The 25,208-nt window shown below is 63.1% G+C and carries 24 protein-coding genes; 15 read left to right on the forward strand and 9 right to left on the reverse strand.

Features of this window, described 5'->3' with window-relative positions:
• The first annotated feature begins 98 nt into the window (after positions 1–98).
• From HPY55_02690 to HPY55_02720, 7 genes are all read left to right on the forward strand, one after another.
• Positions 99–1,691, forward strand: a complete 1,593-nt coding sequence (locus tag HPY55_02690) for a peptide transporter (protein NPV69539.1) — start codon at positions 99–101, stop codon at positions 1,689–1,691.
• A gap of 164 nt (positions 1,692–1,855) precedes the next feature.
• Positions 1,856–2,452, forward strand: coding sequence for a hydantoin racemase (locus HPY55_02695; protein ID NPV69540.1), 597 nt, complete (start codon positions 1,856–1,858; stop codon positions 2,450–2,452).
• A gap of 25 nt (positions 2,453–2,477) precedes the next feature.
• Positions 2,478–3,563: a DUF917 family protein gene (locus tag HPY55_02700; GenBank protein ID NPV69541.1), complete on the forward strand. Its 1,086-nt coding sequence runs from the start codon at positions 2,478–2,480 to the stop codon at positions 3,561–3,563.
• 6 nt (positions 3,564–3,569) lie between these two features.
• Positions 3,570–4,523, forward strand: coding sequence for a DUF1177 domain-containing protein (locus HPY55_02705; GenBank protein ID NPV69542.1), 954 nt, complete (start codon positions 3,570–3,572; stop codon positions 4,521–4,523).
• Positions 4,520–5,347 carry a hypothetical protein gene (locus HPY55_02710; protein ID NPV69543.1) on the forward strand — a complete coding sequence of 276 codons (828 nt, stop codon included), beginning with the start codon at positions 4,520–4,522 and terminating at the stop codon, positions 5,345–5,347. The genes HPY55_02705 and HPY55_02710 overlap by 4 nt, the downstream gene beginning before the upstream one ends.
• On the forward strand, positions 5,347–6,021 hold the full coding sequence (locus HPY55_02715; GenBank protein ID NPV69544.1) for an AroM family protein: 675 nt from the start codon (positions 5,347–5,349) through the stop codon (positions 6,019–6,021). Before HPY55_02710 ends, HPY55_02715 begins: the two co-directional genes overlap by 1 nt.
• 98 nt (positions 6,022–6,119) lie before the next feature.
• Positions 6,120–7,019, forward strand: coding sequence for an aminopeptidase (locus tag HPY55_02720; GenBank protein ID NPV69545.1), 900 nt, complete (start codon positions 6,120–6,122; stop codon positions 7,017–7,019).
• Between the two features lie 91 nt (positions 7,020–7,110).
• On the opposite strand, the gene HPY55_02725 is transcribed toward HPY55_02720, so the two are convergent.
• The 4 genes from HPY55_02725 to HPY55_02740 all read right to left on the reverse strand — a co-directional run bounded on the left by HPY55_02725 (position 7,111) and on the right by HPY55_02740 (position 11,729).
• Positions 7,111–8,124 carry an amidohydrolase family protein gene (locus HPY55_02725; GenBank protein ID NPV69546.1) on the reverse strand — a complete coding sequence of 338 codons (1,014 nt, stop codon included), beginning with the start codon at positions 8,122–8,124 and terminating at the stop codon, positions 7,111–7,113.
• Between the two features lie 51 nt (positions 8,125–8,175).
• The gene (nhaC, locus tag HPY55_02730; protein NPV69547.1) at positions 8,176–9,567 is read right to left on the reverse strand and encodes a Na+/H+ antiporter NhaC; all 1,392 of its coding nucleotides are present in this window, start codon (positions 9,565–9,567) and stop codon (positions 8,176–8,178) included.
• Positions 9,568–9,789: 222 nt separating this feature from the next.
• Positions 9,790–10,671 (reverse strand): PhzF family phenazine biosynthesis protein, encoded by an 882-nt coding sequence (locus HPY55_02735; GenBank protein NPV69548.1) that lies wholly within the window; start codon positions 10,669–10,671, stop codon positions 9,790–9,792.
• A gap of 143 nt (positions 10,672–10,814) precedes the next feature.
• Positions 10,815–11,729 (reverse strand): hypothetical protein, encoded by a 915-nt coding sequence (locus HPY55_02740; GenBank protein NPV69549.1) that lies wholly within the window; start codon positions 11,727–11,729, stop codon positions 10,815–10,817.
• 139 nt (positions 11,730–11,868) lie between these two features.
• Here HPY55_02740 and HPY55_02745 point away from each other — a divergent pair, with 139 nt between their 5' ends.
• The 3 genes from HPY55_02745 to HPY55_02755 all read left to right on the forward strand — a co-directional run bounded on the left by HPY55_02745 (position 11,869) and on the right by HPY55_02755 (position 14,054).
• A complete protein-coding gene (locus HPY55_02745) occupies positions 11,869–12,420 on the forward strand; it encodes a hypothetical protein (GenBank protein ID NPV69550.1) in 552 nt (183 codons plus the stop codon).
• 91 nt (positions 12,421–12,511) lie between these two features.
• The gene (locus HPY55_02750) at positions 12,512–13,009 is read left to right on the forward strand and encodes a superoxide dismutase family protein (GenBank protein ID NPV69551.1); all 498 of its coding nucleotides are present in this window, start codon (positions 12,512–12,514) and stop codon (positions 13,007–13,009) included.
• Positions 13,010–13,121: 112 nt separating this feature from the next.
• Positions 13,122–14,054 carry an EamA family transporter gene (locus tag HPY55_02755; GenBank protein NPV69552.1) on the forward strand — a complete coding sequence of 311 codons (933 nt, stop codon included), beginning with the start codon at positions 13,122–13,124 and terminating at the stop codon, positions 14,052–14,054.
• 78 nt (positions 14,055–14,132) lie between these two features.
• Here the strand turns inward: HPY55_02755 and HPY55_02760 are convergent, their stop codons facing one another.
• Complete coding sequence (locus tag HPY55_02760; protein ID NPV69553.1) at positions 14,133–15,785, reverse strand: copper amine oxidase N-terminal domain-containing protein; 1,653 nt, start codon at positions 15,783–15,785, stop codon at positions 14,133–14,135.
• A 334-nt stretch (positions 15,786–16,119) separates the two neighbouring features.
• Between HPY55_02760 and HPY55_02765 the strand changes: the two genes are divergently transcribed.
• Positions 16,120–17,013 carry an amidinotransferase gene (locus HPY55_02765; protein NPV69554.1) on the forward strand — a complete coding sequence of 298 codons (894 nt, stop codon included), beginning with the start codon at positions 16,120–16,122 and terminating at the stop codon, positions 17,011–17,013.
• Between the two features lie 86 nt (positions 17,014–17,099).
• On the opposite strand, the gene HPY55_02770 is transcribed toward HPY55_02765, so the two are convergent.
• The 4 genes from HPY55_02770 to HPY55_02785 all read right to left on the reverse strand — a co-directional run bounded on the left by HPY55_02770 (position 17,100) and on the right by HPY55_02785 (position 21,074).
• Entirely contained in the window at positions 17,100–18,530 is a 1,431-nt protein-coding gene (locus tag HPY55_02770; protein ID NPV69555.1) for a sodium:solute symporter family protein, read from the reverse strand.
• Positions 18,527–18,769: a hypothetical protein gene (locus HPY55_02775; GenBank protein ID NPV69556.1), complete on the reverse strand. Its 243-nt coding sequence runs from the start codon at positions 18,767–18,769 to the stop codon at positions 18,527–18,529. Before HPY55_02775 ends, HPY55_02770 begins: the two co-directional genes overlap by 4 nt.
• 62 nt (positions 18,770–18,831) lie before the next feature.
• Entirely contained in the window at positions 18,832–20,670 is a 1,839-nt protein-coding gene (locus tag HPY55_02780) for an aldehyde ferredoxin oxidoreductase family protein (protein NPV69557.1), read from the reverse strand.
• Entirely contained in the window at positions 20,640–21,074 is a 435-nt protein-coding gene (locus HPY55_02785) for a 4Fe-4S dicluster domain-containing protein (protein ID NPV69558.1), read from the reverse strand. The genes HPY55_02780 and HPY55_02785 overlap by 31 nt, the downstream gene beginning before the upstream one ends.
• Before the next feature lie 104 nt (positions 21,075–21,178).
• Between HPY55_02785 and HPY55_02790 the strand changes: the two genes are divergently transcribed.
• From HPY55_02790 to HPY55_02805, 4 genes are read left to right on the forward strand one after another with little or no spacing between them, the layout of a single operon-like run.
• Entirely contained in the window at positions 21,179–22,654 is a 1,476-nt protein-coding gene (locus HPY55_02790) for an aspartate aminotransferase family protein (protein NPV69559.1), read from the forward strand.
• A gap of 16 nt (positions 22,655–22,670) precedes the next feature.
• Entirely contained in the window at positions 22,671–23,366 is a 696-nt protein-coding gene (locus tag HPY55_02795; protein ID NPV69560.1) for a CoA transferase subunit A, read from the forward strand.
• A complete protein-coding gene (locus tag HPY55_02800) occupies positions 23,353–24,042 on the forward strand; it encodes a 3-oxoacid CoA-transferase subunit B (protein NPV69561.1) in 690 nt (229 codons plus the stop codon). Before HPY55_02795 ends, HPY55_02800 begins: the two co-directional genes overlap by 14 nt.
• Positions 24,035–25,204, forward strand: coding sequence for a thiolase domain-containing protein (locus HPY55_02805; GenBank protein ID NPV69562.1), 1,170 nt, complete (start codon positions 24,035–24,037; stop codon positions 25,202–25,204). Before HPY55_02800 ends, HPY55_02805 begins: the two co-directional genes overlap by 8 nt.
• Positions 25,205–25,208: the final 4 nt, after the last annotated feature.

The following is a 25,208-nucleotide window of genomic DNA, read 5'->3' on the forward strand; positions in this document are numbered from 1 at the left end:
CCCGGACTTTTCGTGGATAGGTTCCACAGGGGTGGCCGGTCCTCCGGCGAAGCTGAACAAAGATGCACAGTTTTTCAGACTAAGGAGGGAGGGTTGGTATGGAAACATCAGCAGAGCCGGGAAAGAGGCTCCATGTGAGCGCGTTTGAGCCAGCCACGTTCGTTGTCAGCGTGGCCATGGCGGCTTTGTCCGGGGCCATATGCATGCAGATCATATCGAAACTCGGGATTACTCCGAACACGTCCATCATTGGCGCCGTCGTGGCCATGGCCGTCGCACGCATCCCGCTGAGGTCGTTCAGGGCATTCAGGTCACTGGACCGCCAGAACCTGGTCCAGACGATGACATCCGCGGGTGGGTTCGGGGCCGCTAACTGTGTTCTCTTGTCTGTCGGAATACTCTATCTGCTCGGCTACCGGAATCTTGCCGTCCCCATGGCCATCGGGTCCGCAATAGGAATGCTCGTCGACATGTTGCTCGTATGGCGGACGTACGACACCCCCCTGTTCCCCGCCAGTGGCCCCTGGCCTCCGGGTGTGGCAACCGCCGAGGCGATCTTCGCCGGCGACGAGGGAGGCAAAAGGGCCCGCAGGCTGCTTGAAGGTATAGTCGCGGGCGTTGTGGGTTCATACTTCAAGCTGCCCATGGCGGGCATCGGAATTGTATTCATAGCGAATATCTTCGCCATGAGCGCCCTGGGCATCGGGCTGATATTCAGGGGCTACAGCCAGCAGCTGTTCAGCATCGACCTGGGTAAGACGTACATACCGCACGGGATCATGATCGGAGCGGGTATCGTATCGCTAATCCAGGCCGCCAATATCATTATCAAGGGATATTCCAGGAAGGCGACGTCAACGGCCGGAGCGGGCGCCCTCGACGAAGGTGTAACTGTCAGCGCAAGAGCAATCCCGAAGGCCTTTGCGGAATCCGGAGTGCTCTTCGTAGCGGGTTCGCTGGTACTGGCCGTGGTGTCGGGTGTATTCGCCTCCATGTCGGCAGGCCAGATCTTTGTGTGGGTGGCCTGGGCGTCGTTCTCGGCGCTGGTCTCCACCGTACTGGTTGGGATGTGCGCCATGCACTCCGGCTGGTTCCCAGGGTTCGCGATCACGGTCATCTTCCTCACTCTCGGGGTGTTCATGAACATACCGGCGGTGCCGCTGGCCCTCCTGACAGGCTACGTCACATCCACCGGCCCGTGCCTGGCCGACCTTGGCTACGACCTGAAGACCGGCTGGCTGCTCCGCGGCAGGGGCAAGAACCCGGCCTACGAGCTTGAGGGCCGCAAACAGCAATTCTACAGCGAACTGGTGGGCGCGATCGTAGCCATGGCAGTCGTCCTGCTGTTCATGGACATGCATTTCAAGCTCGACCTGCTGCCACCCGTAAGCCGTGTGTTCGCCACGACGATCAAGGCCGGAGCCGACCCAAAGATCATAAGCCAGCTCGTAATGTGGGCCATTCCAGGGGCAATTCTGCAGGCAATCGGCGGTTCCAGCAAGGCCCTCGGAATCCTGTTCGCGACGGGACTCCTCATAAAGAACCCGATCTACGGGATAGGCGTTCTGATGGCGGTGGTAGTCCGGCTCATCATAGGGACCGAACCGATGGAGGTAAGGGAAGCAGGCCTCATCGCGGGCGACGGGATTTACGGGTTCGCCAGCGCTCTCTTGAAGACATTTACCGGATAGGTGCAACATGTGTTTCCGGGGCAGTCAAGCGTTCAATCTGGCGCGGGACTGCCCCCATCTTTGCCAGCCGGTAGGCAGCCGGTGCCCGATGCGAACCACTGGGAGGGAGTAACATCAGGAAGAAGGTAGGTCTCATTAGAGTGCTGACGACCTCCGATCCGGACATGCTCAATCTCCACGGAAGGATCATCGAGCAAGCCTATCCTTCGCTCGAGGTGACCTCCCGGTGTATCACCGCGCACCCGGAGGGCGTCCACGATGAACTCACGGAAGGCACGGCCTCTCCCCTTGTGGTCGAGCTGGCCCTCGCCTTCGAGCACGAGGGATTCGACGCCGTGGTGGTCAGCTGCGCAGGTGACCCCGGCGTCGAGGGGGCGCGACAGAAGCTCCGGATCCCCGTAATCGGCGCGGGCGAAGCGACGGCGGCTCTCGCGCTCGGCTTCGGTGGGAGGGTCGGGGCGCTGGGCATAACGGCGGAAGTCCCCGCCGCGATGCGAGCCATTCTGAGGGATTCCCTGGTGTCCTCGGCGCGTCCGGCCGGAGTGTACACTACGCTCGACCTCCTCACGGAAGAGGGGCGCGCTTCAGTCAATGAGGCCGCTCTGAGCCTCAAAAGGGAGGGGGCCCGCGTGATCGCGCTTGCATGCACCGGCCTCTCCACGATCGGGGCGGCGAGCGCGATCAGGGCAGCAACAGGGCTGAGGGTGATTGACCCCGTGATCGCCGAAGGCCTGTTCGCCTATCACGCCGTGTCATTCTGACGCGTGCAGAAAGGAGGGGAGTGCCGTGGGCAGACTTGCGTTGAACCAGGACCTTCTCGAAGCTGCGGTACTCGGCGGGGGCTTTTACGGAGGAGGAGGGGGCGGCGCCCCATCGACAGGAACGGAAATGGGCGGATTGGCCCTGTCCCTCGGTGACCCGTACCTGGTCGACGCCGGGGATGTGCCGGCCGATGCCGTATTGCTGACGGTATCAGCTGTCGGCGCCCCCGCTGCGAAAGGACGCCACGCTAAGGCCTATCATTACCTCAAGGCCGTTGAACTCCTGCTCAAATACACCGGCCAACCGGTTCACGGTTTCATCACGAACGAGTGCGGTGCCCTGGCGACGGTGAACGGGTGGGTCCAGGCCGCGGCGTTTGGGTTGCCCGTAGTGGATGTCCCGTGCAACGGGCGGGCGCACCCCACCGGGACGATGGGATCCATGGGGCTGCATCTCGCCCCCGGCTATATGTCGTTGCAGGTGGGCGTCGGCGGTAGCGTCGAGCAGGGGACCTACGTGGAGGTCTTCGTCAAGGGCCAGATCGAAAAGGCATCGGCCATGGTGAGGCAAGCCGCGGTACAGGCCGGCGGCCTGGTGGCCGTGGCCAGAAACCCCGTCAGCGCCGCGTACGCCCGCGAGCATGGCGCCCCCGGAGCAGTCCTGCAGTGTGTCAGGGTGGGCCGCGCGATTCTGGAGGCGGGCAGGCTGTCCCCACTCGCGGGGATCGAGGCTGCGGCGGACGCGGCGGGCGGAGAAGTCGCCTGCAGGGGGACCGTCCTGGCCAAGGATATCGAGACTGCGGGCGGCTTCGACGTGGGCAGGGTCGTCCTCGAGGACGGAACGGACCTCGTGTTCTGGAACGAGTACATGACGCTCGAGAGGTCCGGTGAGCGCCTGGCCACATTCCCGGACCTCATCACGACGATGGACGTGCACGCGGGCCTGCCCGTATCCACGGCAGAGTTGCAGCCCGGCCAGCAAGTGGCGGTCGTCGTCGTCCGGAAGAGCGCGCTCAGGCTTGGCGCGGGGGTCAAGGATAAGGGTCTTTACAGCACCGTCGAGCAGGTGACGGGCAAAGAGGTCATAAAGTACGCGTTCGACGAGAGGTGAGACTGGATGAGTTTTAATGCAACCCTGAAGGCGTTCGATCTTCTGGACGACCCCAACGTAAACGGGTCCGCCGTCGTCGACCTCCTGCGGTCGCTGGGAGTGGAGCAGGTCGCTACTACACGTATAGAGGGCCCGCGGGGCTATACCGACTTCGTGAAGGCGGTGATCCCGGGACACTCCGGTAAAGGTCGCGGCGGGCAATCCCCAACGCTTGGGGTCATAGGGAGACTGGGAGGCATAGGGGCGCGCCCGGAAATGATCGGGTTCGTGTCGGACGGCGACGGCGCGGCGGCTGCAGTGGGGACAGCCCTGAAACTGGCCTCGATGTCCGCCAGGGGTGACGTCCTCCCCGGTGACGTCATCGTCGCGACCCACATCTGCCCGAACGCGCCCACGCAGCCCCACGAGCCGGTGCCGTTCATGGGTTCCCCCGTGGACATGTCCACGATGAATGACTATGAGGTGGCCCCAGAGATGGATGCTATACTGTCCGTGGATACGACCAGGGGGAACAGGATAATCAACCACAGGGGGTTCGCGATATCCCCAACCGTAAAGGAAGGCTACATCCTGCGGATTAGCGAGGATCTGCTGGACATTATGAGCATCACCACCGGCAGGGCCCCCGTGACATTCCCGATTACAATACAGGACATCACCCCGTATGGAAACGGGGTCTATCATATCAACAGCATACTCCAGCCGGCAACCGCCGGCCGCGCTCCAGTGGTCGGCGTCGCCATAACGGCGGAGAGCATGGTACCCGGATGCGCCACAGGGGCGAGCCACGTGGTCGATGTGGAACAGGTGGTCCGTTTCATAATCGAAGTAGCCAAAGCGTTTGGTAAGGGCAAGTGCCGCTTCTTCGATCCGGATGAGTTCAAGAGAATGCTCGCGCTCTATGGTCCGATGAACCACCTGCAGACGCTCGGCGGAACGCCCGGGGGAACGGCGGCGTGATTTACCAGTTCACGGTCACCGTGGCCGAGGCAAAGAGGCTTATAGCCAAGGCGATCGGGGTCATGCCTTCAGTGAAGAAGGCCCTCTCTAGCGGCCGGGTCTTCCTGAAGGGAGGGACCACCGTAAGCGCCGTTTCCGAGGAGCTCGGCGGCCCGCCACTACGGATCTCCGGGAGGATCTCGCCGTCGGGCACGCGGGCGGCCCTGGAACAAGTAAACGCACCGCACTGCCTGGTATTCGAACGGGGCGTGCCGCTGGCGGCGGACGGCCGGCTTGAAGAAGTGGTGTATTCCCTCGGCCCTGAAGACGTGGCGGTGCTGGGCGCCAACCTGATCGATTCCCGCGGTGGCGCGGCCATGATGGCAGGCGCCGCTCTCGGGGGGCCACCCGGCAGGGTTCTCGCGGGACTCGCGGCCCAGGGCACCCAGGTTCTGATCGCGTGCGGCCTCGAGAAGCTCTTCCCCGGCTGCATTGAGGACGCAGTCAATGCCTGCGGAAGAAGCAAGGTAGACCGGGCGATGGGTATGGCCGTGGGGCTCATCCCGGTTTACGGCAGAGTGATAACCGAGGTTGAGGCCTGCCGCGTGCTGGCCGTCGTCGAAGTCCAGGTGGTCGGGCGTGGGGGCGTCTCCGGCTGCGAAGGTGGGACCACGCTCGTCGCCGAAGGTGAGGCTGAAGACATCTCGCGGCTCATGGAGATCGTGAATTCCGTAAAAGGAGCGGGCACTTCCGGCGTCCCGGAAAGCATGGTCGAATGCAGGCCGGGGTGCGAGTCGTGCAGGCGCCATAGGGCTTGCGCCTACCGGATTTCAAAGGAGCGGTGATGGTTGTGAAACGGGTACTCGGAACCCTTACCATAGGTCAGTCCCCACGAGTGGACCTGATCCCCGAGATGAAGGACATTCTGGGCGGAAACGTCGAGGTCCTCGAGGCGGGCGCACTGGACGGCCTGACTCTCGAAGAGGTACAGGGGCTATATCCCGGTCCTGACGACTACGTGCTGGTAACCAGGATGGCGGATGGGACCTCGGTCAAGATTGCGGAGCGACACATACTCCCCCGGATGCAGGAGCGAATCGACGGGCTCGTCGCCCGGGGGGCGGAAATAATAGCCCTGGTCTGCACGGGCGAGTTCCCGCCGTTCCATTGCGACAGGCTGATCGTGAGGCCTCAGCGCGTGCTCCACAACACAACGGCAGCGGTGGCGGGGGGTCTCAATCTGGGCGTCCTTCTGCCGGACGCCGATCAGATCCCTCAGGGGACCAGGCGCTGGACCGGGGCGGCATCAGCCGTCAGGATCGAGCCGGCGTCCCCTTACGGTCCCGTCGAGGCCATCGGGCGCGCAGCCGCCAATCTGCGCGAATGGGGTGCACAGCTCGTCGTCATGGACTGCATCGGATACACGCTCGCCATGAAGGATACCGTGCGCGAGATAACCGGAGTACCCGTGGTGCTGGCGCGGTCGATCGTCGCCAGGGTGGTCGCCGAGCTGCTGTAGTACGGCGATGTCCAGCATTCGTTTGTGTATCCAGAGAGGAAGGATGTTTCGCCGTGGCCAACCTGCTCGAAGCGTGTAAGGACGTCCTGGTCAAATGCATGGGTCTTTCAGCGGGGGAGCCGACCCTGATCGTGACGGACACGGACAGGCTCGATGTCGGAAAGGCCCTCTTCGAAGCAGCGGGGAGCCTGGGAGCCGACGCCGTGATGACGGTGATGAAACCCAGGTTAGTGAACGGAGAGGAACCGCCACCCGGCGTGGCTGCCGCAATGGCAGCGTCAAGGGTTGTCCTCTGCCCCACCTCCAAATCCCTCACCCACACGCAGGCCAGGGCTGCGGCCGCCCGCACGGGTTCGAGGATCGCCACCATGCCCGGCATTACCCCCGACATGCTTTACGAGGGGGCCATGACCGCGGACTACCGGAAGGTGAGCGACCTCACTCTCAAGGTCGCCGGCCTCCTGACGAACGCCACGTCGGCGCGCATCGTGTATGAGGGCCGCGTCCTCAGCATGAGCCTCGCCGGCCGCAAGGCGGTAGCCAGCACGGGGAGGTTCCTGAACCCCGGCGAGTCGGGCAATCTCCCATCGGGAGAAGCATACATAGCCCCGGTTGAAGGCACGGCGGACGGGGAAATGTGGGTTGACGGGTCCGTGGCAGGCCTCGGTAAGGTGCAGGGCCCGCTTCTGGTGTCTATCCAGCGGGGAACAGCATCGTCGTTCTCCGGCTGGGGGGCCCGGGAGCTGGAGAGGATGCTGGCGACGCCCGATGCGAGGAACGTCGCCGAGCTCGGTATCGGGACGAACGACAGGGCGCGGTTGACGGGGACGGTCCTGGAAGACGAGAAAATCTACGGCTCCGTCCACATCGCCTTCGGGGACAACTCCACCTTCGGGGGCACGGTGAAGGCGGGCATTCATATCGACTGCATAATGCTCAGGCCCGACCTATACCTGGACGACCGGCTGGTTATCCGGGCGGGCGAATTCGTCGCGTGAGTCCTGGACAGGGGCTGTTGTTGAGCGGACCGTTCAAGAGTCCCCTCGACAGTAATTCCTCCCGCAGTTGTTACGATGTCTGTTCCGGGCTCTACAGCCCCAGCAACGCCACCGCGTTCCCCGAGAGTATCGCGGTCTTCTCCCCTTCGGGCGCTTCGAGCCCCCCGATAACCTCGGTACACCTGTACAGGTCGCCTATCTGGTGCGGGTAGTCGCTGCCCACCATGAGGCGCCAGGCGCCAAGCAGCTTTCGCGCGAAGTCCACGGCAAGCGGCTCGAACGAGACGCAATCGATGTATATCTCCCTTATGTACGAGGACGGCGCCCGCGAGGCTTTCTTGCATTCGGGGTATGCCGCCCAGCCCCTGTCGAGCCGCTCGGCCAGGTACGGCAGGCAGCCACCGAGGTGCGAGGCTATTAACTTCAGGCCGGGCACCCTGTCCAGGACCCCGCTGAATATGAGCCTGGCCACGGCGAGCGTCGTGTCCACGGTGAAACCGACCGTTGCCGCAAGCCGGTAGTCGAGGAACGCGTCCGATGGGATCGGCGTGGTCGGGTGAACGAACAGCGGCGCGTCGAGCTCTCTTGCCGTCTTGAACAGCTCCTCGTAGGACGGGTCGTCGAGCGTCTTACCGTTCACGTTGGTGAACAGCGTGCCCCCCTTCAGTCCAAGTTCCTTCACCGCCCGCTCGAGCTCCCTCGCAGACGATCCGGGGTCCTGGAGGGGCAGAGCCGCAAAGCCGTAGAAGCGGCCGGGAAACCTCTGCGTTATGGCGGCAAAGTCGTCATTCGTCATCTTCGCCAGCCTGATACCCCGCTCCGTCGTCTCGATGTGCGTCCCCGGAGTGGTGAGGCTCAGGATCTGGGCGCGGATCCCGGCGCGGTCGAGCTCCTCCCGCCGGAACTCGATGTCCCTGTGGCCAGGGACGATCACGTTGTAGTCGCCCTCATAAGTGAGGATGTAGTTGCCGTCCTTGTCTTCGGTGACTGTGGCGGCGCCGCGCCCCTTCTTCAACTCCTCCAGGTACGAAGGCGGGTAGAAGTGATTGTGGACGTCTATGGCGCCGGCGCTCGTGGGCCGCACGGACTTACAGCTGCAAGGCATCGGAAAACCCCCTTGTCTTGGCTTACCTGGTGGCCCCTCGACGGTGGCCTCTCACCTGGTCCTGAATATGGCGAATCCGGTGTATCCGTAGATTACGGAGAATATGGGCACGATCCAGTTGAGAAATGCGTAGGGCGCGTAGGCCGATGCCGGAACCTTGAGCATCCCATAGACGAACAGGCCAGCTGTGCTCCATGGGATCAGCACCGTCCCCAGCGTGCCCGCGTCCTCCAGAGTCCTGGACAAGACCCTGGCGTGAATTTCTCTCGCCGCGAACGCGTCCTTGAACGCGCGCCCGGGGAGGATTATGGCCAGCATCTGGTTCCCCGAAACGATGCCGACCAGGTAGCACGAGGCTATGACGGAGACGATGAGGCTGCCGGTCGAACGCACCCTCTCCAGCACAGCGTCGATGACCACGGACAGGACGCCCGTCCGCTCGAGAATCCCGCCCAGGGCGGTGGCCGCGAGGATCAGCGCCACGGTCCCCATCATCGAATTCAGGCCGCCCCTCGTAAGCAGCCTGTCGACCGCAACCGTCCCGGTCTTGCTGATGTAGCCGTCCATCGTCGCCCTGACCACCGAGGTAACGTCGGCCCCCTGCGTCAGCACCGCCCACACGCCGCTGAAAGCCACCGCGAACGATAGTGACGGGATTGCGGGCACCCTCCTTACGGAGAGCGCGATCACAACGAGCGGCGGCACCAGTGCGAGCAACCCGATCCGGAACGTCTTCGATAGCGCGTCCGTGATCGCCCCGACCGCCTGTGAGTCGACATGACCCCCGGCGAACCTGGCCCCGAGGAAAGCGTACAGGCCGAGCGAAACGGCCAGGGCCGGGATGGTGGTGTACATCATGGAGCCAACGTGCTCGAACAGCTCGGCGCCGGCCATTGCGGGCGCCACGTTGGTGGTATCGGACAGGGGCGACATCTTGTCGCCGAAGTAAGCACCGGCCACGATCGCTCCCGCGACCATCGCCAGCGGGACCCCGAGACCCTCGCCGACCCCCATCAGCGCGAGGCCCACGGTGCTGACCGTACCGAACGAAGTGCCCGTCGCCGTGGAAACGACACAGCACAGAAGGCATGCGGCGGCGAGAAACATGCCCGGGCTGAGCAGTTTGAGACCGTAGTAGACCATCGTCGGGACGGCGCCGCCGAGTATCCACAATCCGACCACCATGCCGACGAGCATAAGAATGATTACCGCGGGAAGCGAGTTGCGGATGCCGTCCATCATTCCTTGCTGGAGATCCTTCCAGGTGTAGCCGAGGTAGCTGCCGAACAACCCCGCCGCGAACGCCCCCGCGACCAGTGGGGCGCTCATCCCGACCTTCAGCCGGATCCCGAGCACCACCACACCGAACGACACCACCAGGGCCAGAACGGCCTCCCACAACTCCGGCTTTCGCCCTGCCCCTTTGCCGGCCGTCTCTACCATTCCACCGTCCTCCCCCCAACCGCGAAGCTACGGCGCACGGCAGTGGTACGCGGGCCTGGAAGAAATATAAACGGGCACCCGGTAAAGGTGCCCGTCACGATCCCCAAAGCACCGCCCCTACCGAACTACCGTACTTATCCGTGCTGCATGCGGCTCCGCCTCTTACTATAAGGTCCGCTCCAGGGCGTGTCAACAGGCACTGCCGCCGGTCACCCGCCTCTGTCAGACGAGTTCGCCCCTGGCAACCATGACGACCTTGCCGCCGACGCGCACGTCAACGCCGGTCTCCGATTCTTTGGCCCTGAGGAGAAGCAGCGAGGGTCTGCCGATCTCATAGCCCTGCTCCACGCGGACGTCAATCTCGCTCGAGCCAAAGTACCCGTGCTTCACGAGGTACCCGGCCAGGCAGCCGTTCGCGCTTCCCGTGGCTGGGTCCTCGGGGATCCCATGGTACTCGACGAAAACCCTCACGTGCAGGTTGTTACCCTCCTCCACCGTCTCGGGGCAGAAAACGAGGATGTCCTTTGCCTCGGTCTTCTCGGTGAGATTCATGAGCCTGTCACGCCTGACGACGATCCGCCTGACAGCATCGATGGTCTTCAGCGGGGTCATGAAAAACGGCAGACCCGTGGAAACCTCCTGGACGGGGAACCTGTCGTCGAAGTCGGCGGGGTCCAGCCCCAGCACCTCGGCGATGGGCCGCGGGTCGTGGACCGGACCGAATACCGGGTGGCGCTGCCTCATCCACAGTACCCCGGAGTCGCCGCCCTCCCCGAAGGTGACCGGTATCTGGCCGACCTTGAGGTTCAGCGAAACCCGCTCAACGGTCGAATTCAGGATCTCGTTCCTGATGACGTAGGCGGTGCCCAGCGTGGGGTGACCCGCGAACGGAACCTCGTCCTCAGGGGTGAATATGCGCACGTCGAAGCCGCCTTCGCGCTCCTTCTCCGAGAGGATGAACGTCGTCTCGGAGAAGTTGATCTCCCTGGCGATCCGCTGCATGCCGGCATCCGACAGCCCCGAACAGTCGCGCACCACCGCGAGCTGATTGCCCGCGTATTTCTCCTCTGCGAACACGTCCACCATGTAGAACCGCCTTGCCATCGCGAGACCTCCTTTACACGGTCATGCTGTGCCGGCTGACGATCACATGCCACACCAACATCATAACCCTCGAAAGGCCCGCAAAAAAGAGGGCACGCGGCCGGAACCGCGGTGTTCCCGCGGAGGCCGCGCGCTGGCGAGCCTTAAGGGCGTTCCAGGAGGGCTCTGAGGTTCCTCCCCAGGTGCTCGAATCGCCCGAGGCCCATCGAATCGAGTTTGGACTGGACGGACCGCCACACCGCGTCGTTCAGGTCGAATTCGGTCCCCATTATGGTGGCCGTCTCCTCATCCGTGAACGCCGGTTCAAGGTGCTCGACCTTCAACTTCCCCCGGTTGACAGGGCATTTTTCCTGGCAGATCATGCACCCGATGATGGCATTGTGCGCGGCCGGTGACAGCCAGTCGGGCCAGGCGCCCGGCTGCTCGGTAAACCAGGTAAGGCATTTCTCCGCGTGCAGGAGGAACCTATTCTCGGGTATGGCGCCGGTCGGGCAGGCCCGCCGGCAGAGAGTACATTTCTCGCACTCCGGCTGCATCTCGGGATCCCTGAGATCGTGAAGGCTCGCGCCGCGGTCGACGTCGGTGACGAACCCCACGAGCTGGTGATAGCTCCCCATCCCCGGAGCATAAGCGATGTTGTTCCGCCCGTACCTGGTCAGGCCGAGCCTCGCCGCTACCGCCTTGTGGGGCGCGCGGAGATCCGACAGGCGTTCGCGCGGAATGACCGGATCCATCTGTTCGCGAACCTCCCGCCAGAGTTCGGGATAGCGCACGTACGTGGGCGGAACAATCGCTTCAATCTTGCCGCTCCGCGTCTCGAAGGAAATGGCGTGTGCGGGGCGTGGGATTGCCAGCATGAGCACGGCGGTGGCATCAGAGGTCCGGGAGGATTCAAGCAAGCCGTATTTTGGGACGATGTCGTTCCGGAACTGCTCGGCGACCTCACCGGAATCCAAGCGCGCCCTGATGTCCGAAGCCGCGCGGTCGAGCACGGACGGGTGCCCAACGGCAACGGCGTAACCTCGTTCAGCAGCCCATTCTCTGAGTCGTTCGATCACCGTAATCCCTCCCGGGGTAACGCCTTATTTGACATACGCCAGTTACACAACTAGACTATACGTCAGGAGCCGGTAACAGTCAATACCCATTTTGGAAGTTACGGTATTCCGGACAACCACTGCGGAGGAATCGCGCTCTTTGGACATTGCCGCTATCGACCTCCTGAACAGCGACTGGCATGATTACCGCGGCTCGGGCCGCAGGGTGGATCGCCTGGACGACCCCGAGTGGCTGAAGATTTTCGTGTCCCGGTGGGGTCTCGACGCCGCGGGAACCCCTGGCGAGAACGTGCGCGCGTCACTGAAAGACCTGCGGGCGCTGCTGAGGCGGATCGTGGAGGCCGTCTCGCGAGGCACCGAGCCTCACTCCCGAGACTTCCAGGAATTCAACAAGGTGCTGGCCCTTTCTCCCGTCGTCAGACGGCTGGTACCCACCGGGGGCGGGTACACCCTGGAACCGGTGCCCCTCGAAAAGGGTTGGGACTGGGCTCGCGCGGAGATAGCGAGGGGATTCGCAGAAGTACTCGCGCACGGGGACCCGTCGCGTTTCAAGATATGTGAGAACCCCGACTGCTTCTGGGTGTTCTACGACGAGAGCAGGAATCGCTCCCGTCGCTGGTGCGAGGATACCTGCGGAAACCTGCTCAAGGTGCGCAGGTTCCGGGAACGCCGGAAGGGCACAACCCCATGAGCAGCCACATAATATGTGGCGGAGGATAAATTCCACCCTGCCAGGGCTTCTGCCAGGGCCCCTGCCAGGGTTGCCGGGGGGAACCCGTTCGATGATGACCCCGCCTGTCGTGCCCTTCCCACCCCGCATCGCGGTAGCCGCAATCCGAGGTGGGCCGCTCGCTCCCGGCATCAATGGAACCGTCGTATTCCGTGACGTGCCATGGGGCGTGGAGGTATCCGTGCAGGTGGCGGGCCTGCCGCCTTACCGGCCCGCCGAGGGCGACAGGCCTCCAATTGGCCCCCACGGCTTTCACATCCACGAGAACGGGAACTGCGAGGTGGGTGATCCCGGCAACCCGTTTCAGGGCGCAGGTGAACACTGGAACCCAACCGGCCAGCCGCATGGGAACCACGCCGGTGATTTCCCGGTACTGTTCTCGAACGGCGGCTACTCCAGGATGTCGTTCTTCACCAACCGGTTCCGCGTCGCCGACGTCGTCGGCCGCGCAGTGATAATCCACCAGAACCCGGACGACTACCGCACGCAGCCGGCCGGCGCATCGGGCAGGCGGCTTGCGTGCGGTGTCGTTATGCCCGTTTACTGGTAGACCCGGGCACCGGGTGGGCCTCCCCGGTCCCCGCCGGCAATACCCCGCGTTGATTTATGGCGTGGAGGTTCAACGGCAGCGACCGCGAAAAGTACCGATTGGTGATTGCTTCTTGAAGAGACTGAACGTCTACCTTCTGCTGCTCTTCTCCGTTACGACCTGGGGTGGCTCGTTTGTGGCAGCGCGGATGGTGCTCGATCCCGCCGCCGCATCAGTCGCCGGGTCTGGTGCAGGCCCCGCAGGCGTGACAACGCTCACCCCGATCATGCTTTCGGTGGCACGGTCCGCCCTGGCCTCGGTCATATTGCTCCCTGCGCTGGTCCATCAGCACCTCCGCGTGCGGAGGATTGAACCCCGTGACGCCGCCGCATTCCTGATACTCGGCCAGCTGGCCGTGACTGTCTACTTCTGGCTACAGTACCAGGGCGTCCGCCTGACCAACGCAGGCGTTTCCTCTCTGGTGGTCGTGGGTTTGATCCCTATTGCCACTCTCCTCATCGCGAGCCTCGTCGAGCGGACCGCCCTCGGATGGAGGAAGACGCTAGCCGTCGCGCTGGGCCTTGCCGGCGTTGCCGTGGTGGCCGGGCAGAAGGGGTTGGCGGTCACGGTCGAGTCCGGATTCCTGCTCGGCAGCGTGTGCCTCGCGGCCGATGCAGTGTGCTTCGCGATATACACGGTGGCCATCAGGCGACTGAGTTCGCGATACGCCACGATGGAGATCACCTCTGCCGTGCACGTCTCAGGCACGGCCGGGCTCCTCGCGCTGGCCACAGTGGAGGGTGGATGGCAGTCGTTCAGCCGCCTTGCCCCGGTACAGTGGGTCGCGATTGCGTATCTGGCGCTGGCATGTACTATCGGCGCCTACCTGTGCTACAACTATGCCGTCTCTCGGCTCGAAGCGGGCAAGGCGGCCGTGTGGATCTACCTTGAACCCCTCGTGGCGTCAGTGCTCGGGGTCCTGCTGCTTGGGGAAACCGTGACGGTCCACACCTTCGCCGGCGGCGTCATCATTTTTGCGAGCCTCTACTTCACGCAAAGGACTTAAGCCGGCTGCAAAGACTCGCGCCGGTTGAGAGGGCTCACAATGCATGGACCCGGAGTTTACTCGCCTCCGCCTACCGGCCTAGCGCGGGAATATCCACTGCGGGATGTTCGGGTCTTCCACGCGAATCACCTGTGTGACGGAGTCTCCCTTCAGTACCATCGTGTTGCCGCCGGCCGTGAACATCCTGCCTACGACATCCCCGTTCTTCACAGCCAGGATACACCTTACGGGGATCATCCGGTCCCACAGTTCGGCCCCCACCTGCTCTTCGCGCAGCGCGGGTGGCTCCCACGAGATGATGAGCGTGTCGCCGTAAGCGTACATGGATGGGGGTGTGGCCGCCTCGGTCCTGTTCGCATAGCGCTCCTGGAAGTACTGCAAGGCGTCGTCGATGGCGCTGCATGGCTCGACTTCGCCGGTAGCTATGTCGACCCTGAAGACCTTTCTGTCCTGGCAGCCGATGAAGATGGCGCCCCCCACCTTGACCATGCGGGTGCCCGCGCCAGCCTCCGTGATCTCGAGGTCCTGGGCTATGACGCGCCACCTGACCGTGTTCCCGGAGTACGTGGCCTCGACCAGGCCCGAGACCGGCCCGCGGTCGGAGGACTTCGCCGTCTCGAAGTACATTTTGAGCTGATCGCCGGCCCAGTGCGCCGCGATGGGACGGAGTAGCGAGACTCCGGCGCCCAGGTCGGGCATGAGTGCCAGGCGCCTGACCTCAGTTCCCTTCCGGATCTCCAGTTCCGTGTCGCCCTCCAGCACGGACCTGGTTATCTTCACGGTCTCTTCCCTGGAGCTATCGGCCGCCACCAGGTCAAGTCCCCAGCTCGTCGCGACCTCTTCGACCCGGGAACCAGGTAAACGGCTGGCAACGCTTATCTCGAGTCCCGGCTGAGAGGTGAGGACGATCCGGCCTCCGCCATCCCACGCCACCCTGACCCAACCACGGCGGTCCGCATCCTTTACATGAAACACCGGGACGCCCCCGAACACCAACCGCGCACGCTCAAGGTCCCACTCCGCACGCCGTATGGGGTATAGTCCAAGCTCGTCGCCCAGTTCCGATCTCTCCACGGCCAGGAAGGGGATGGCGCCGGGGGCCGGTGTCCCGGAAAGCACCGTTCCAGCTCCCAGCGTATCTCCAGCATCGCCCGCGGAGGTCACGAGCCACGGTTTACCGGGCAGGTCGTCGAACCGCCGGACCTCGACGCTGGCAGCACTGCCCCCTTTACCGTCGTCATTTGACCACAGGGTAAACCTGATCGTGAACGCCTCGACAGCCGGCTCGGGGCCTGCGGCGGGGTCGGGGATTGACTCAACCTGGTAGGTGGCCACCCGCAGGTTACCGGCAGGACGCCAGGGCGCCGCGCTCTTGAGTGCGAGCGCCGATACCGCACGCTGCAGCACCGTGTTCCCCGTCCTGACACCTTCGGCCCACTTCATCGCCGCCTCGGCTGCGGTCCGGGGCGCGAGCGCCGCCTCGAAGAGCCGTCCCTGCTCGCCGCTCACACCGGCCGAGGTGACTTTGACCGTCCTGGTCGCCCCGTCCCAGTCCACCGTAGCGCCAAGCGCCTCGGCGACCCAGCGTACGGGGACGAGTACCCGTCCATTCACGATTTGGGGCAGTACGTCAGGCTGGATAGCCCGCCCGTCGACAACCAGCGTAACTTGACCGGCGGCGAGGGTGACTCCCGCGACCGCCAGCACGACCAGCGCTGAGCACGCGACCATTGCGATTCTCTTCAGGTTCGCCTTCAACTCTGACTCATCCTTTCACTGCTCACTACCGGCCGGTCGCCAGGCGCGCAAACAACAACCGGCGTCACTCAATGAGTGGTGACGCCGGGAGTGGCACAAAGTTCCTATTTTCGTATATTTATATACGAATTCAGGGTTTGCGCACAAATTCAGGGCCGGAGCCACACATTGGGACCCTGGCATTTCTGTTCTGCTTCACAGGAGTCATTCCCGCCCCCATCGAATATCACGCTGACAGCTCGTTCGACCTCGAGGTAGACACCGACGTGGCATACATCTGCTACTACAAAGTGACAGGAACGCCGACATGACCCACGAGAAAATTGTGGCTGGAACCGGATACGGAGTATGTGACGAATACTCACCGCTCCGGCGGGTGTTGGTCAGGCGCCCGGGCTCCGAATTCACCAACATGGAGCAGTACCGGCTATGGGGTTACTCCGGGGAGCCGGACCTGGCTCAGGCTCAGGTGGAACACGACGCCTTCACCGCGATCCTCAAGCGTGAGGGCGTCGAGGTGATCGATCAGGAGCAGGTCCACCCCAAAAAGAGGGAACCCCTGTTCACCCACGACGCCTCGATAATGACCCCGAAAGGCGCGATACTGTGCAGGTCGGGCAATCCTCTGAGGCGTGGCGAAGAAGAGTACGCCTCGAAGGCCTTCGAGGCGCTGGGCATCCCGGTGTTCTTCGCCGTGAACGGCGACGGCACCGTGGACGGCGGTGACACGCTCTGGCTGGACCCCGACACGTTCCTCGTGGGGCACTCCTACCGAACGAATCACGAGGGCTACCGGCAATTGCGTTCGGCCATGGAAGGCGTCGTGGCGCGACGCGTTATCCAGGTCCCGCTGCCCCATCACATCGGACCGAGCCACGTCCTGCACTTGATGTCGGTGATCTCCCCTGTCGACCGCGATCTGGCCGTCGTGTATCCCAGGCTTGCGCCGATCGTTTTACTCGAACTGCTGGACGAGCGCGGGATCAGGTGGGTCGAGGTCCCCGATGAGGAGTTCGAATCCATGGGGCCGAACGTGCTGGCGATCTCGCCGAGGAACGTGGTGATTCACTCCGGCAACCCTGTGACGAAGAGCCGGCTGGAGGACCACGGTTGCCATGTGCACGAGTACACGGGTGAGCAGATCTCGATGATACCCTGCGGGGGGCCGACGTGTTTGACGCGGCCTATTCTCAGGGGATAACGCCAACATGACGCCGGCCGCACCTCGCTGGAGGTGCGGCCGTTCGCCGTTCTTGAACAGTATTTCCCGCAACATCCGGTCCAGAATCAGCTGTGAAGTTCTTCCACCATCCTGATGACGTCATCCGAGGGCCTGGCGGTCGCCAGGCTGACGACGATCATCACCACGAAGGACAAGGGCAGGGATATCAGTATATGCGACAGGCTCGGGAGCTTCATGAACCACAGCGTATATAGATAGGATACCGACCCCGCGAGGAGCCCCGCTATGGCGCCCGCGTCGTTGGCTCTCTTCCACCAGATACCCAGCACCACCGGCGCGAAGAGGCTCGACACTATCAGGCCTACGGCGGCAGTGTATAGCATTGTCAGCAGCTTCGGCGGGTTAAAGGCGAAGAACATCGCCGCTAGGCCGATGACCCAGGTGGTGATCATACCGATGTTGATCACCGTGCGGTCGGACGCCCGGGGGTTGATAATTTTCTCATAGATGTCATGTGCGACTGCGCTGGCGCACGACAGGAGAAGAGCGTCCGTCGTAGACATAACCGCCGCCATGACCGCGGCCACCGCCAGTCCCGCGAATATGGGTGGCAGGAACTCCCCGGTCATCTTTAGAAACAGGGTGTCCGCATCCTTGAGCCCGGGGAATACCACGTGCCCCGCAGTGGAAATGCCCAGCACGCCGAATACGACCATGACGGCGTAGATCAGCATGGCGTAGTTGAGCGAGTACCTGGCAGACTTCACGTCCTTCGATGTGTAAATGCGCATGACGATGTGCGGTATCACCGGAGCCGCGCACGCCCACACCACAAACGCCCCAATGTAGGAACTGAGCGGCAGCGCAGCGAGTGTTCCGACCTGGGGTCTGACCCTGGCAGCCTCCATAAGCAATGGAGTGACCCCGCCGAACCTGGTGAACATCGTGATGGCCAGCACCAGCATCATGAACACGACCAGGATCCCCTGGACCACGTCCGTGACGGTGACGGCCCACATTCCGCCGATCGAAACGTAGACTATAAAGACGATGGCCGTCAGCACAATCGCCTGATTGTACGGAATCCCGAGAAGAAACTGAGCCGTGACTCCCGCAGCCTTCATCTGGGCGATGATGTAGGTGCCCATCGAGAGAACGATGATAATTGGGACTGCTATCTGGATGAACCTCGACTTGTAGCGGGACGTCAAGAAGTCCGTTATCGTGACCTTACCCAGATTCCTGAGCTGTTTCGCCACGAGCACGCCGGCCATGGGGAATCCAAGGACGGCGCCGGCATACATGGCGAAGGCGTACGGGATACCCAGGGAGTAACCCAGCGCCGTGACGCCGAGAACCGAGCCACCGCTTGCCAGGGCCGCCATGAGTGCCCACGAATTGACAAAAGTGCCGATCTGCCTTCCGGCTATCCAGTAGTCGTCCTTGGATTGTCTCGCCCTCTTCTGGGCCCAGCCGCCGATCAGGATGCAACCGACGATGTACAGCCCGGTAATCGTGAGTTCCAGCGTCTTCATGAGCGCTTCCCTCCCGCCGACGCGGTCGTGTTAGTCCCAGGGCCCGGCTTGCCTTCCTGGCTGAGGTTGTATAGTCCCAGCAACGGGCCTATGAACATCAGCGCTCCCATCCCCCAGCCGAACACGACCATACCATTCACGGTCGTCGTCCGGCTCCATGGGAGAAAGAACACGACCGCCAGGACCACGAACGTGATCAGCAACCAGGCGTCCCCCTTCCGCATAGGGAAGAAGTCCATCTTGCGCGTCCCTCCTCGCGATGAATTGAAAGAAGCCTACACACTGCCGTCAACACGCCACCCTACCTGCCCAGCGACTCAGCCACATTCTCGAGGCCAAGCTCTCTCAGCTTGGAACCCGCAGGTATGCCGTTCGAATCCCATCCACGAAGCGAGTAGTATTCGTCCAGGAGTCGCTCCACCGTGTCCCTGGTGAGATGCTTCCCCTTTGTGGGCCCGCCGGAAACGGGCTCCTCATAAAACCGTGCGGGCGGGTAGTCGCAGGCCCTGCCGAAACCCGGGACCTCCCTGGCCCAGAACGACCTCGTCAGGTTCCACACCTTCTCCGAAACCCGCAACAGGTCTTGCCACGTCATGTCCATCCCCGTAACCAGTGGGAAGATCTCGCCGTAGTACTTGAGGTCAAATCCGATCTCGATCCAGGGGAACCGGCACACCGTGAGCATATCGAGCAGCGGCCTGACGTGTTGCAGTTCGATCACCTTGGCCGCCTTCCCTCCAATTACGTCCCTGCCCACAGCTATGTCGTAGGTTATCGCCCACGCCCTGTTGTGGTGGGCCCCCACATCACACGTCATGTATGCGAGTAGCGTTCCGGCCGCGTAACGGGGCTCGTATCCGGAAACCTCCAGCCCCTTTACTTGTATGGCGTACTTCTCACTACCACCGCCCAGCGCGCGAGCGGCGGACCGTGCGCCCTCGGCCAGGACAGCCCCTACACCTTCGCGCCTGGCGATCTTGTTTGCGAGGTATTCCACCGAGGCCATATCGCCGAACCGCAGTTCGCGACCATCGACGTCGCCCCTGGAGATGAGCCCCTTCTCAAAGCATTCCAACGCAAAGCCGATGACGTTACCGCCGGAGATCGTGTCCAGGCCGAGGTCGTCCATCACGTGGTTGAGATACGCAACCTGGGAGATGTCGGAAATGCAGCAGGCCCCTCCGACGAGAGCGATCGTCTCGTACTCCGGCCCTTCCTGGTATGTCTCCATGCCGCCGGCGCTCACCTTCGTGTACTTGCCGCACGGTATCGGGCAGCTGAAGCACCCCTTGTCCACCACGACTATCTCTCGGAGGGCCTTGCCGTTTATGTTCTTGTACGGGGCGAAGTAACCGGCCGCGAAGTTCCTGGTCGGGAAGGCGCCGTTTTCGTTGCACCAGTCGGTAATGTCCGCCGTGCCGTACGGCGTCCACGTCTTGAACCCGGGCCTCTCGAACGCCGCCCGGAACATCTCCTTACCCTTCCTGAGCACGCCTTCGGGGTCGGCGACCTTGTAGCCGCGGCTACCCCTGACGGCAACCGCCTTCAGCTTCTTGGAGCCCATTACGGCGCCTATTCCGGTGCGGCCGGCCTGCCGTCCGAAATCGTGCGTTACGCAGGCAATTTTGACGAGGTTCTCGCCGGCCGGCCCGATCGTCACGATCTGATACTCTTTTCCAAGGTCACGCTTCAGGGCCGCTTCCGCATCATAGCTGCCGAGCCCCCAGTACTTTCCCGCGTCGATGATACTCACCCTGTCGTCGTCAACCACCAGACACACTGGTTTGGGTGATTTCCCCGAAATGATGAAAAGGTCGTAACCCGCGGTCTTCATCTCTGCGGAGAAGTGTCCGCCCATGTTGCTGTCGCCGTACCCGCCGGTCGCGGGCGACTTCGCCCCAAATTCGACCTTGCCGCTGCTGGGCAGGAACGACCCCGAGAGCGGTCCCGCGGCTATGACGACCTTGTTACCTTCGCCGAGCGGGTCTGTCCCCTTCTCGACTTCGTCCCAGAGAGTCTTGGCCACGAACCCGCGCCCGCCGATCCATTGCCGGGCCATGCCGGGCGGTAGTGGTTCGACCGTGGTTGTCCCATTTGACAGGTCTACTCTCAGTATTCTGCCGCCGTATCCGTACGGCACGCCTGCTCACCCCCCTCTAGCCTGCCGGCGCCTGCAAGAACGCCCCGCGGGCACCACTCAACGCACTCGCCGCACTGGTTGCATATAATGGGGGCCTTCAAGTCCGGATGGACGAACACCGCAGAGGACGGGCACGCGCTGACGCACGCCCGGCATCCCGTGCACAGGGCATCATCAACGACGTAGGCGGAATCCTTGAACCCAATGGCGCCCGCCAGGCAGGCCTCGGCGCACTTCCCGCACTGATCGCACAGATGGATCCGGAACCTCCCCGGTACGGGGAACTCCCCCTCGACGCGTATCGCCGCCTTCTTCGGATTCATCTCCTTGAAGTGGGTCAGCGCGCATAGGATTTCGCACGTCCTGCATCCAGAGCATAGCGCCTCATGCGCGGTGATCGGCATAGTACTCCTCCTCCGTATTGGGAGCAGCGATTCTTGCCGGGGCGAATGCCTCCCTTTGGCCGAACCTACAAAAACCAAGCCCGTTATTTTAGGCGAAGCCACAAATGTCGGTTCACACAAAACGCCGTAACGTTTTTTTGGAGAAGACGCCAAAGGGCGCCCGGGGAGTGCTGGGGAACCGTACCGGAGAACCACTGCAATGCCTGCCCGGTAAGCGTGGGGGTGATGCCGTGAAGGACCACGTGTTTTACGCAAGTCTCAAAGCGACGTATCCGGTCATAGACCGCGGCGAGGGCGTGTACCTGTGGGATACGTCCGGCAAGCGGTACCTCGACGGATGCTCGGGAGCACTGGTGGCAAACATCGGCCACGGTGTAAAGGAGGTGGCCGACGCGATTGATCGCCAGCTCCGGCGAGTCGCCTTCGCGCACAGGTCCCAGTTCACGAGCGGTCCGCTCATCAGTCTGGCCGAACTGATCGCGGAGATGGCGCCCCCGGGTATGAACTGGGTTAACTTCGTCTCCGGCGGCTCCGAGGCCACCGAGACCGCGATGAAGATGGCGCGGGAGTATTACATCGAACGTGGAAAGCCCGCGAAATACCAGGTTGTGGCGCGCTGGCAGAGTTATCATGGTAACTCGATCGGGGCCCTGTCCATGAGCGGGCACATCGGCAGGAGGCGTCGCTACGCCCCAATGCTCGTCGATTTCCCCCATGCCGTCCCCGCGTACTGCTACAGGTGCCCGTTCGACAAGAGGCCGGAAAACTGCGCGCTCGAGTGCGCCGCCGATATCGAGAGGGCCATCGTCAGCGCCGGTCCCGAAAACGTGGCGGCCGTAATCATCGAGCCCGTTGTCGGTTCGTCCCTCGGGGCGGTCCCAGCGCCCGACGGATACCTGCAGGCGGTGAGGGACACCTGCACTAAGTACGATGTCCTGCTGATCGCCGACGAGGTGATGACCGGTTTCGGCCGCACCGGCGCCAACTTCGGCGTGGACCACTGGAAAGTCGTACCCGACATGATAGTGTGCGCGAAGGGGGCAAGCGGCGGGTACGCCCCGCTCGGCGCGGTCGTGCTTACGGATGAAGTCCACAGGGCGTTCAGAGAGGGTTCGGGCAAGTTCGCCCACGGCTTCACCTACGGCGGCAACCCTGTCGCGGCGGCCGCGGGTGTGGCGGTGCTCGAGTACCTGAAAAACCACGACCTCGTCAACGCCTCGCTAGAGAGGGGGCGCTACCTTATGGCGGGGTTGAAACGGCTGCAGGAGTCCTGCTCCATGGTAGGAGACGTCCGGGGGATGGGGCTGATGACGGGAATCGAGTTCGTCTCCGATAGGCGCACGAAGGAGCCTTTCCCAGTCAAGAGCGGCGTGACCGACATGGTGAAGTCGGTGGCATTCTCAAAAGGACTGATCCTATACCCGGCCCCCGGGTGCGCCGATGGTGTCCGCGGCGACACCGTTATGGTCGCCCCGCCACTCGTCATAAAGGACTCCGAGATCGACGAGCTGCTGGCCATCATCGAGGAAACCCTGCGGGAAATCGAGGCCCGGGTTCCAGGGCTTGAGAAGCGGACCTGAAAGGAGTGCGTGCGTTTTGGCCCTCCCTGCCACCGCAACACAAAGGTCGAAGGTGCGAACGATTCAGGAGGCGCTGTCCAGGGTCGTCGACGGCAGCAGCATCATGGTCGGCGGCTTCGGGCTGGCCGGGTGTCCATGGCCGCTGATCGACGCGCTGGCGGTGCACGGCGCCAGGAGCCTCACGATAATCTCCAACGACCTGGGGTCGCCCGGCGTCGGGTTAGGCAAGCTGCTGACTTACGGTCTGGTCAAGAAGGTGATCGGCACCTATTACACCTGGAACCCCGAAGTGTCCAGGCAGTATCTCGAGGGGTTGCTCGAGGTCGAGCTGGTCCCGCAGGGCACGTTCGTTGAGAGAATCCGCGCCGCGGGGGTGGGCCTCGGGGGGTTCTACACCCCTACGGCGGTCGGGACGGAATTGGCCGAGGGCAAGGAGACACGCGTGATAAGTGGCCGGGAACACGTGTTGGAGTTCCCCCTCAGGGCCGACGTTGCCCTGGTGAAGTGTCATAAGGCCGACACGCTCGGCAACCTCGTATACCGGAAGACCGCCCGCAACTTCAACCCGTTGATGGCTATGGCCGCCGACTACGTTATAGCACACTCAGACTACATCGTTCAGCCGGGGGAACTCGACCCGGAAGCCATAGTCACTCCGCAGCTGTTTGTGGACGTAGTAGTCCACGGAGGGACCGGCAATGAAGCATCTTAGTGAAGACGTCGCAAAGGTAAGGATCGCCCACAGGGTTGCAGAGTTCGTACGGCCCGGAGAATACGTGAACCTCGGTGTAGGGATCCCCACGATGGTGGCCGACTTCCTCGCGCCCGGCGCCGTGTGTTTTCACAGTGAGAACGGTATACTCGGCGTGGGACCCAAGGCTGGCCCCGGCCAGGAGGACCCCGACCTGATTAACGCGGGGAGGCAGGGCGTCACCGAGCTGCCCGGATCCTCGTATTTCGACTCCGCCCTCTCGTTCGGGATGATACGCGGGGGGCACATCACCACGACGGTGCTCGGGACGTTACAGGTTGACGTGGAGGGAACCATCGCCAACTGGAAGAATCCAGCCGGAGGGCTGCTGGGCGTCGGCGGGGCCATGGACCTCTGCACCGGAGCCAGGAGGGTGATCGTGGCCACCACGCTTTTTACCAGGAATGGCGAGCCGAAGGTCGTGGACAGGTGTACGATGCCGGTTACGGCGACGCGTGAAGCGGACGTTGTCGTTACCGAATTCGCCGTCTTCGAGAAGAAGAACGGGAGATTGACCTTGACGGAAATCGCGCCCGAGATCACTCTGGAGGAGATGAGGTCCCTGGTCAGGGCTGCGTTCGACGTAGCGGCCGACCTGAAGACAATGCGGGTCCAGGGCGGTGAGGCGAATGGTTGAGGTGGCCGTTGTCGGGGCAGGGCAAACCCCTTACGGGGACTTCCCGGACCTCACGATAAAGGAGATGTTCGCGGCGGCCGTCCGTGAGGCCGCAGGCAGTGTCGACAAGGGTTTTGACCCTGGACGGGTCGGCGCCGCGTACATTGGGACCCTGGGGTCGGGGGGATTTCAGCTGGGCCAGTCCGACGTGCTCGTGGCCGAATACGCGGGGCTCCCGGCTGTCCCCGTCACTCGCGTTGAGAACGCCTGCGCCTCCGGCGGCTTCGCGCTGTATACGGGGGCCCTCGCCATAATGTCCGGACTGTACGATGTTGTCGTCGCCGGCGGCGTCGAGAAAATGAGGGATGTTTCGGCGACAAAGAACAAGTACTGGCTGGGCGTCTCCGGAGACACCGAATACGAGAGGCTGGCCGGGGTCACGTTCTCCGGCATATACGCGATCATGGCCAGGCGTTACATGTTCGAACACGGCGTGGACAGGAAGTACCTGTCGATGGTCGCGGTGAAGAACCACAAGCACGGCGCGATGAACCCGAAAGCGCATATCCGGCGCGAGATCACCCTGGAAGAGGCCATGTCCGGAGCTCCGGTAGCCGCCCCGCTGAACGTGTACGATTGCTGCCCCACCTCTGATGGGGCCGCCGCCGTCATCCTCGCTCGAGGGGACATTGCTCGCGAATTCACCGTCTCCCCGGTTTTCATCAAGGGGATGGGAGCGGGGGCGGACGCGCTTGCCATCCACGACAGGCCGGACATAACCGGCCTCCAGGCGGTGCGCGACGCTGCGCGGCAGGCGTACGCGGCAGCCGGAGTGGGTCCCGATGACATCGACCTCGCCGAGGTGCACGATTGCTTCACCATAGCGGAGATCATGGCCTACGAGGACCTGGGATTCGCGCCCAGGGGCCAGGCCGGGGATCTGCTGGACCGGGGGGACACCTCGATCGGCGGGAGTATCCCCATGAACGTTAGTGGAGGCCTGAAATCCAAAGGGCACCCCCTTGGGGCCACCGGCGTAGGGCAGGTCTGTGAAGTCTTCCACCAATTGAGGGGAACGGCCGAAAGCGCGGGCAGGCAGGTCAAGAACGCCCGGCTGGGCCTCACCCACAACGTCGGCGGCTCGGGGGGAACCGCGACGGTCTTCATCCTCGAAAGGCGGTGACGCT

The sequence above is a fragment of the Bacillota bacterium genome (assembly GCA_013178305.1).
In the GTDB taxonomy this organism is placed as follows: Bacteria; Bacillota; Sulfobacillia; order JABLXB01; family JABLXB01; genus JABLXB01.

Bases quoted from the DNA above. Each gene is read 5' to 3' on its own strand.
- HPY55_02705 (NPV69542.1), top strand. From the start codon at position 3,570: ATGAGTTTTAATGCAACCCTGAAGGCGTTCGATCTTCTGGACGACCCC.
- HPY55_02805 (NPV69562.1), top strand. From the start codon at position 24,035: ATGGTTGAGGTGGCCGTTGTCGGGGCAGGGCAAACCCCTTACGGGGAC.
- HPY55_02770 (NPV69555.1), bottom strand. From the start codon at position 18,530: ATGAAGACGCTGGAACTCACGATTACCGGGCTGTACATCGTCGGTTGC.
- HPY55_02695 (NPV69540.1), top strand. From the start codon at position 1,856: ATGCTCAATCTCCACGGAAGGATCATCGAGCAAGCCTATCCTTCGCTC.
- HPY55_02720 (NPV69545.1), top strand. From the start codon at position 6,120: ATGGGTCTTTCAGCGGGGGAGCCGACCCTGATCGTGACGGACACGGAC.
- HPY55_02725 (NPV69546.1), bottom strand. From the start codon at position 8,124: ATGCCTTGCAGCTGTAAGTCCGTGCGGCCCACGAGCGCCGGCGCCATA.
- HPY55_02765 (NPV69554.1), top strand. From the start codon at position 16,120: ATGACCCACGAGAAAATTGTGGCTGGAACCGGATACGGAGTATGTGAC.
- HPY55_02775 (NPV69556.1), bottom strand. From the start codon at position 18,769: ATGGACTTCTTCCCTATGCGGAAGGGGGACGCCTGGTTGCTGATCACG.
- HPY55_02790 (NPV69559.1), top strand. From the start codon at position 21,179: ATGTCGGTTCACACAAAACGCCGTAACGTTTTTTTGGAGAAGACGCCA.
- HPY55_02690 (NPV69539.1), top strand. From the start codon at position 99: ATGGAAACATCAGCAGAGCCGGGAAAGAGGCTCCATGTGAGCGCGTTT.
- HPY55_02800 (NPV69561.1), top strand. From the start codon at position 23,353: ATGAAGCATCTTAGTGAAGACGTCGCAAAGGTAAGGATCGCCCACAGG.
- HPY55_02750 (NPV69551.1), top strand. From the start codon at position 12,512: ATGATGACCCCGCCTGTCGTGCCCTTCCCACCCCGCATCGCGGTAGCC.
- HPY55_02785 (NPV69558.1), bottom strand. From the start codon at position 21,074: ATGCCGATCACCGCGCATGAGGCGCTATGCTCTGGATGCAGGACGTGC.
- HPY55_02715 (NPV69544.1), top strand. From the start codon at position 5,347: ATGGTTGTGAAACGGGTACTCGGAACCCTTACCATAGGTCAGTCCCCA.
- nhaC (NPV69547.1), bottom strand. From the start codon at position 9,567: ATGGTAGAGACGGCCGGCAAAGGGGCAGGGCGAAAGCCGGAGTTGTGG.
- HPY55_02735 (NPV69548.1), bottom strand. From the start codon at position 10,671: ATGGCAAGGCGGTTCTACATGGTGGACGTGTTCGCAGAGGAGAAATAC.
- HPY55_02760 (NPV69553.1), bottom strand. From the start codon at position 15,785: ATGGTCGCGTGCTCAGCGCTGGTCGTGCTGGCGGTCGCGGGAGTCACC.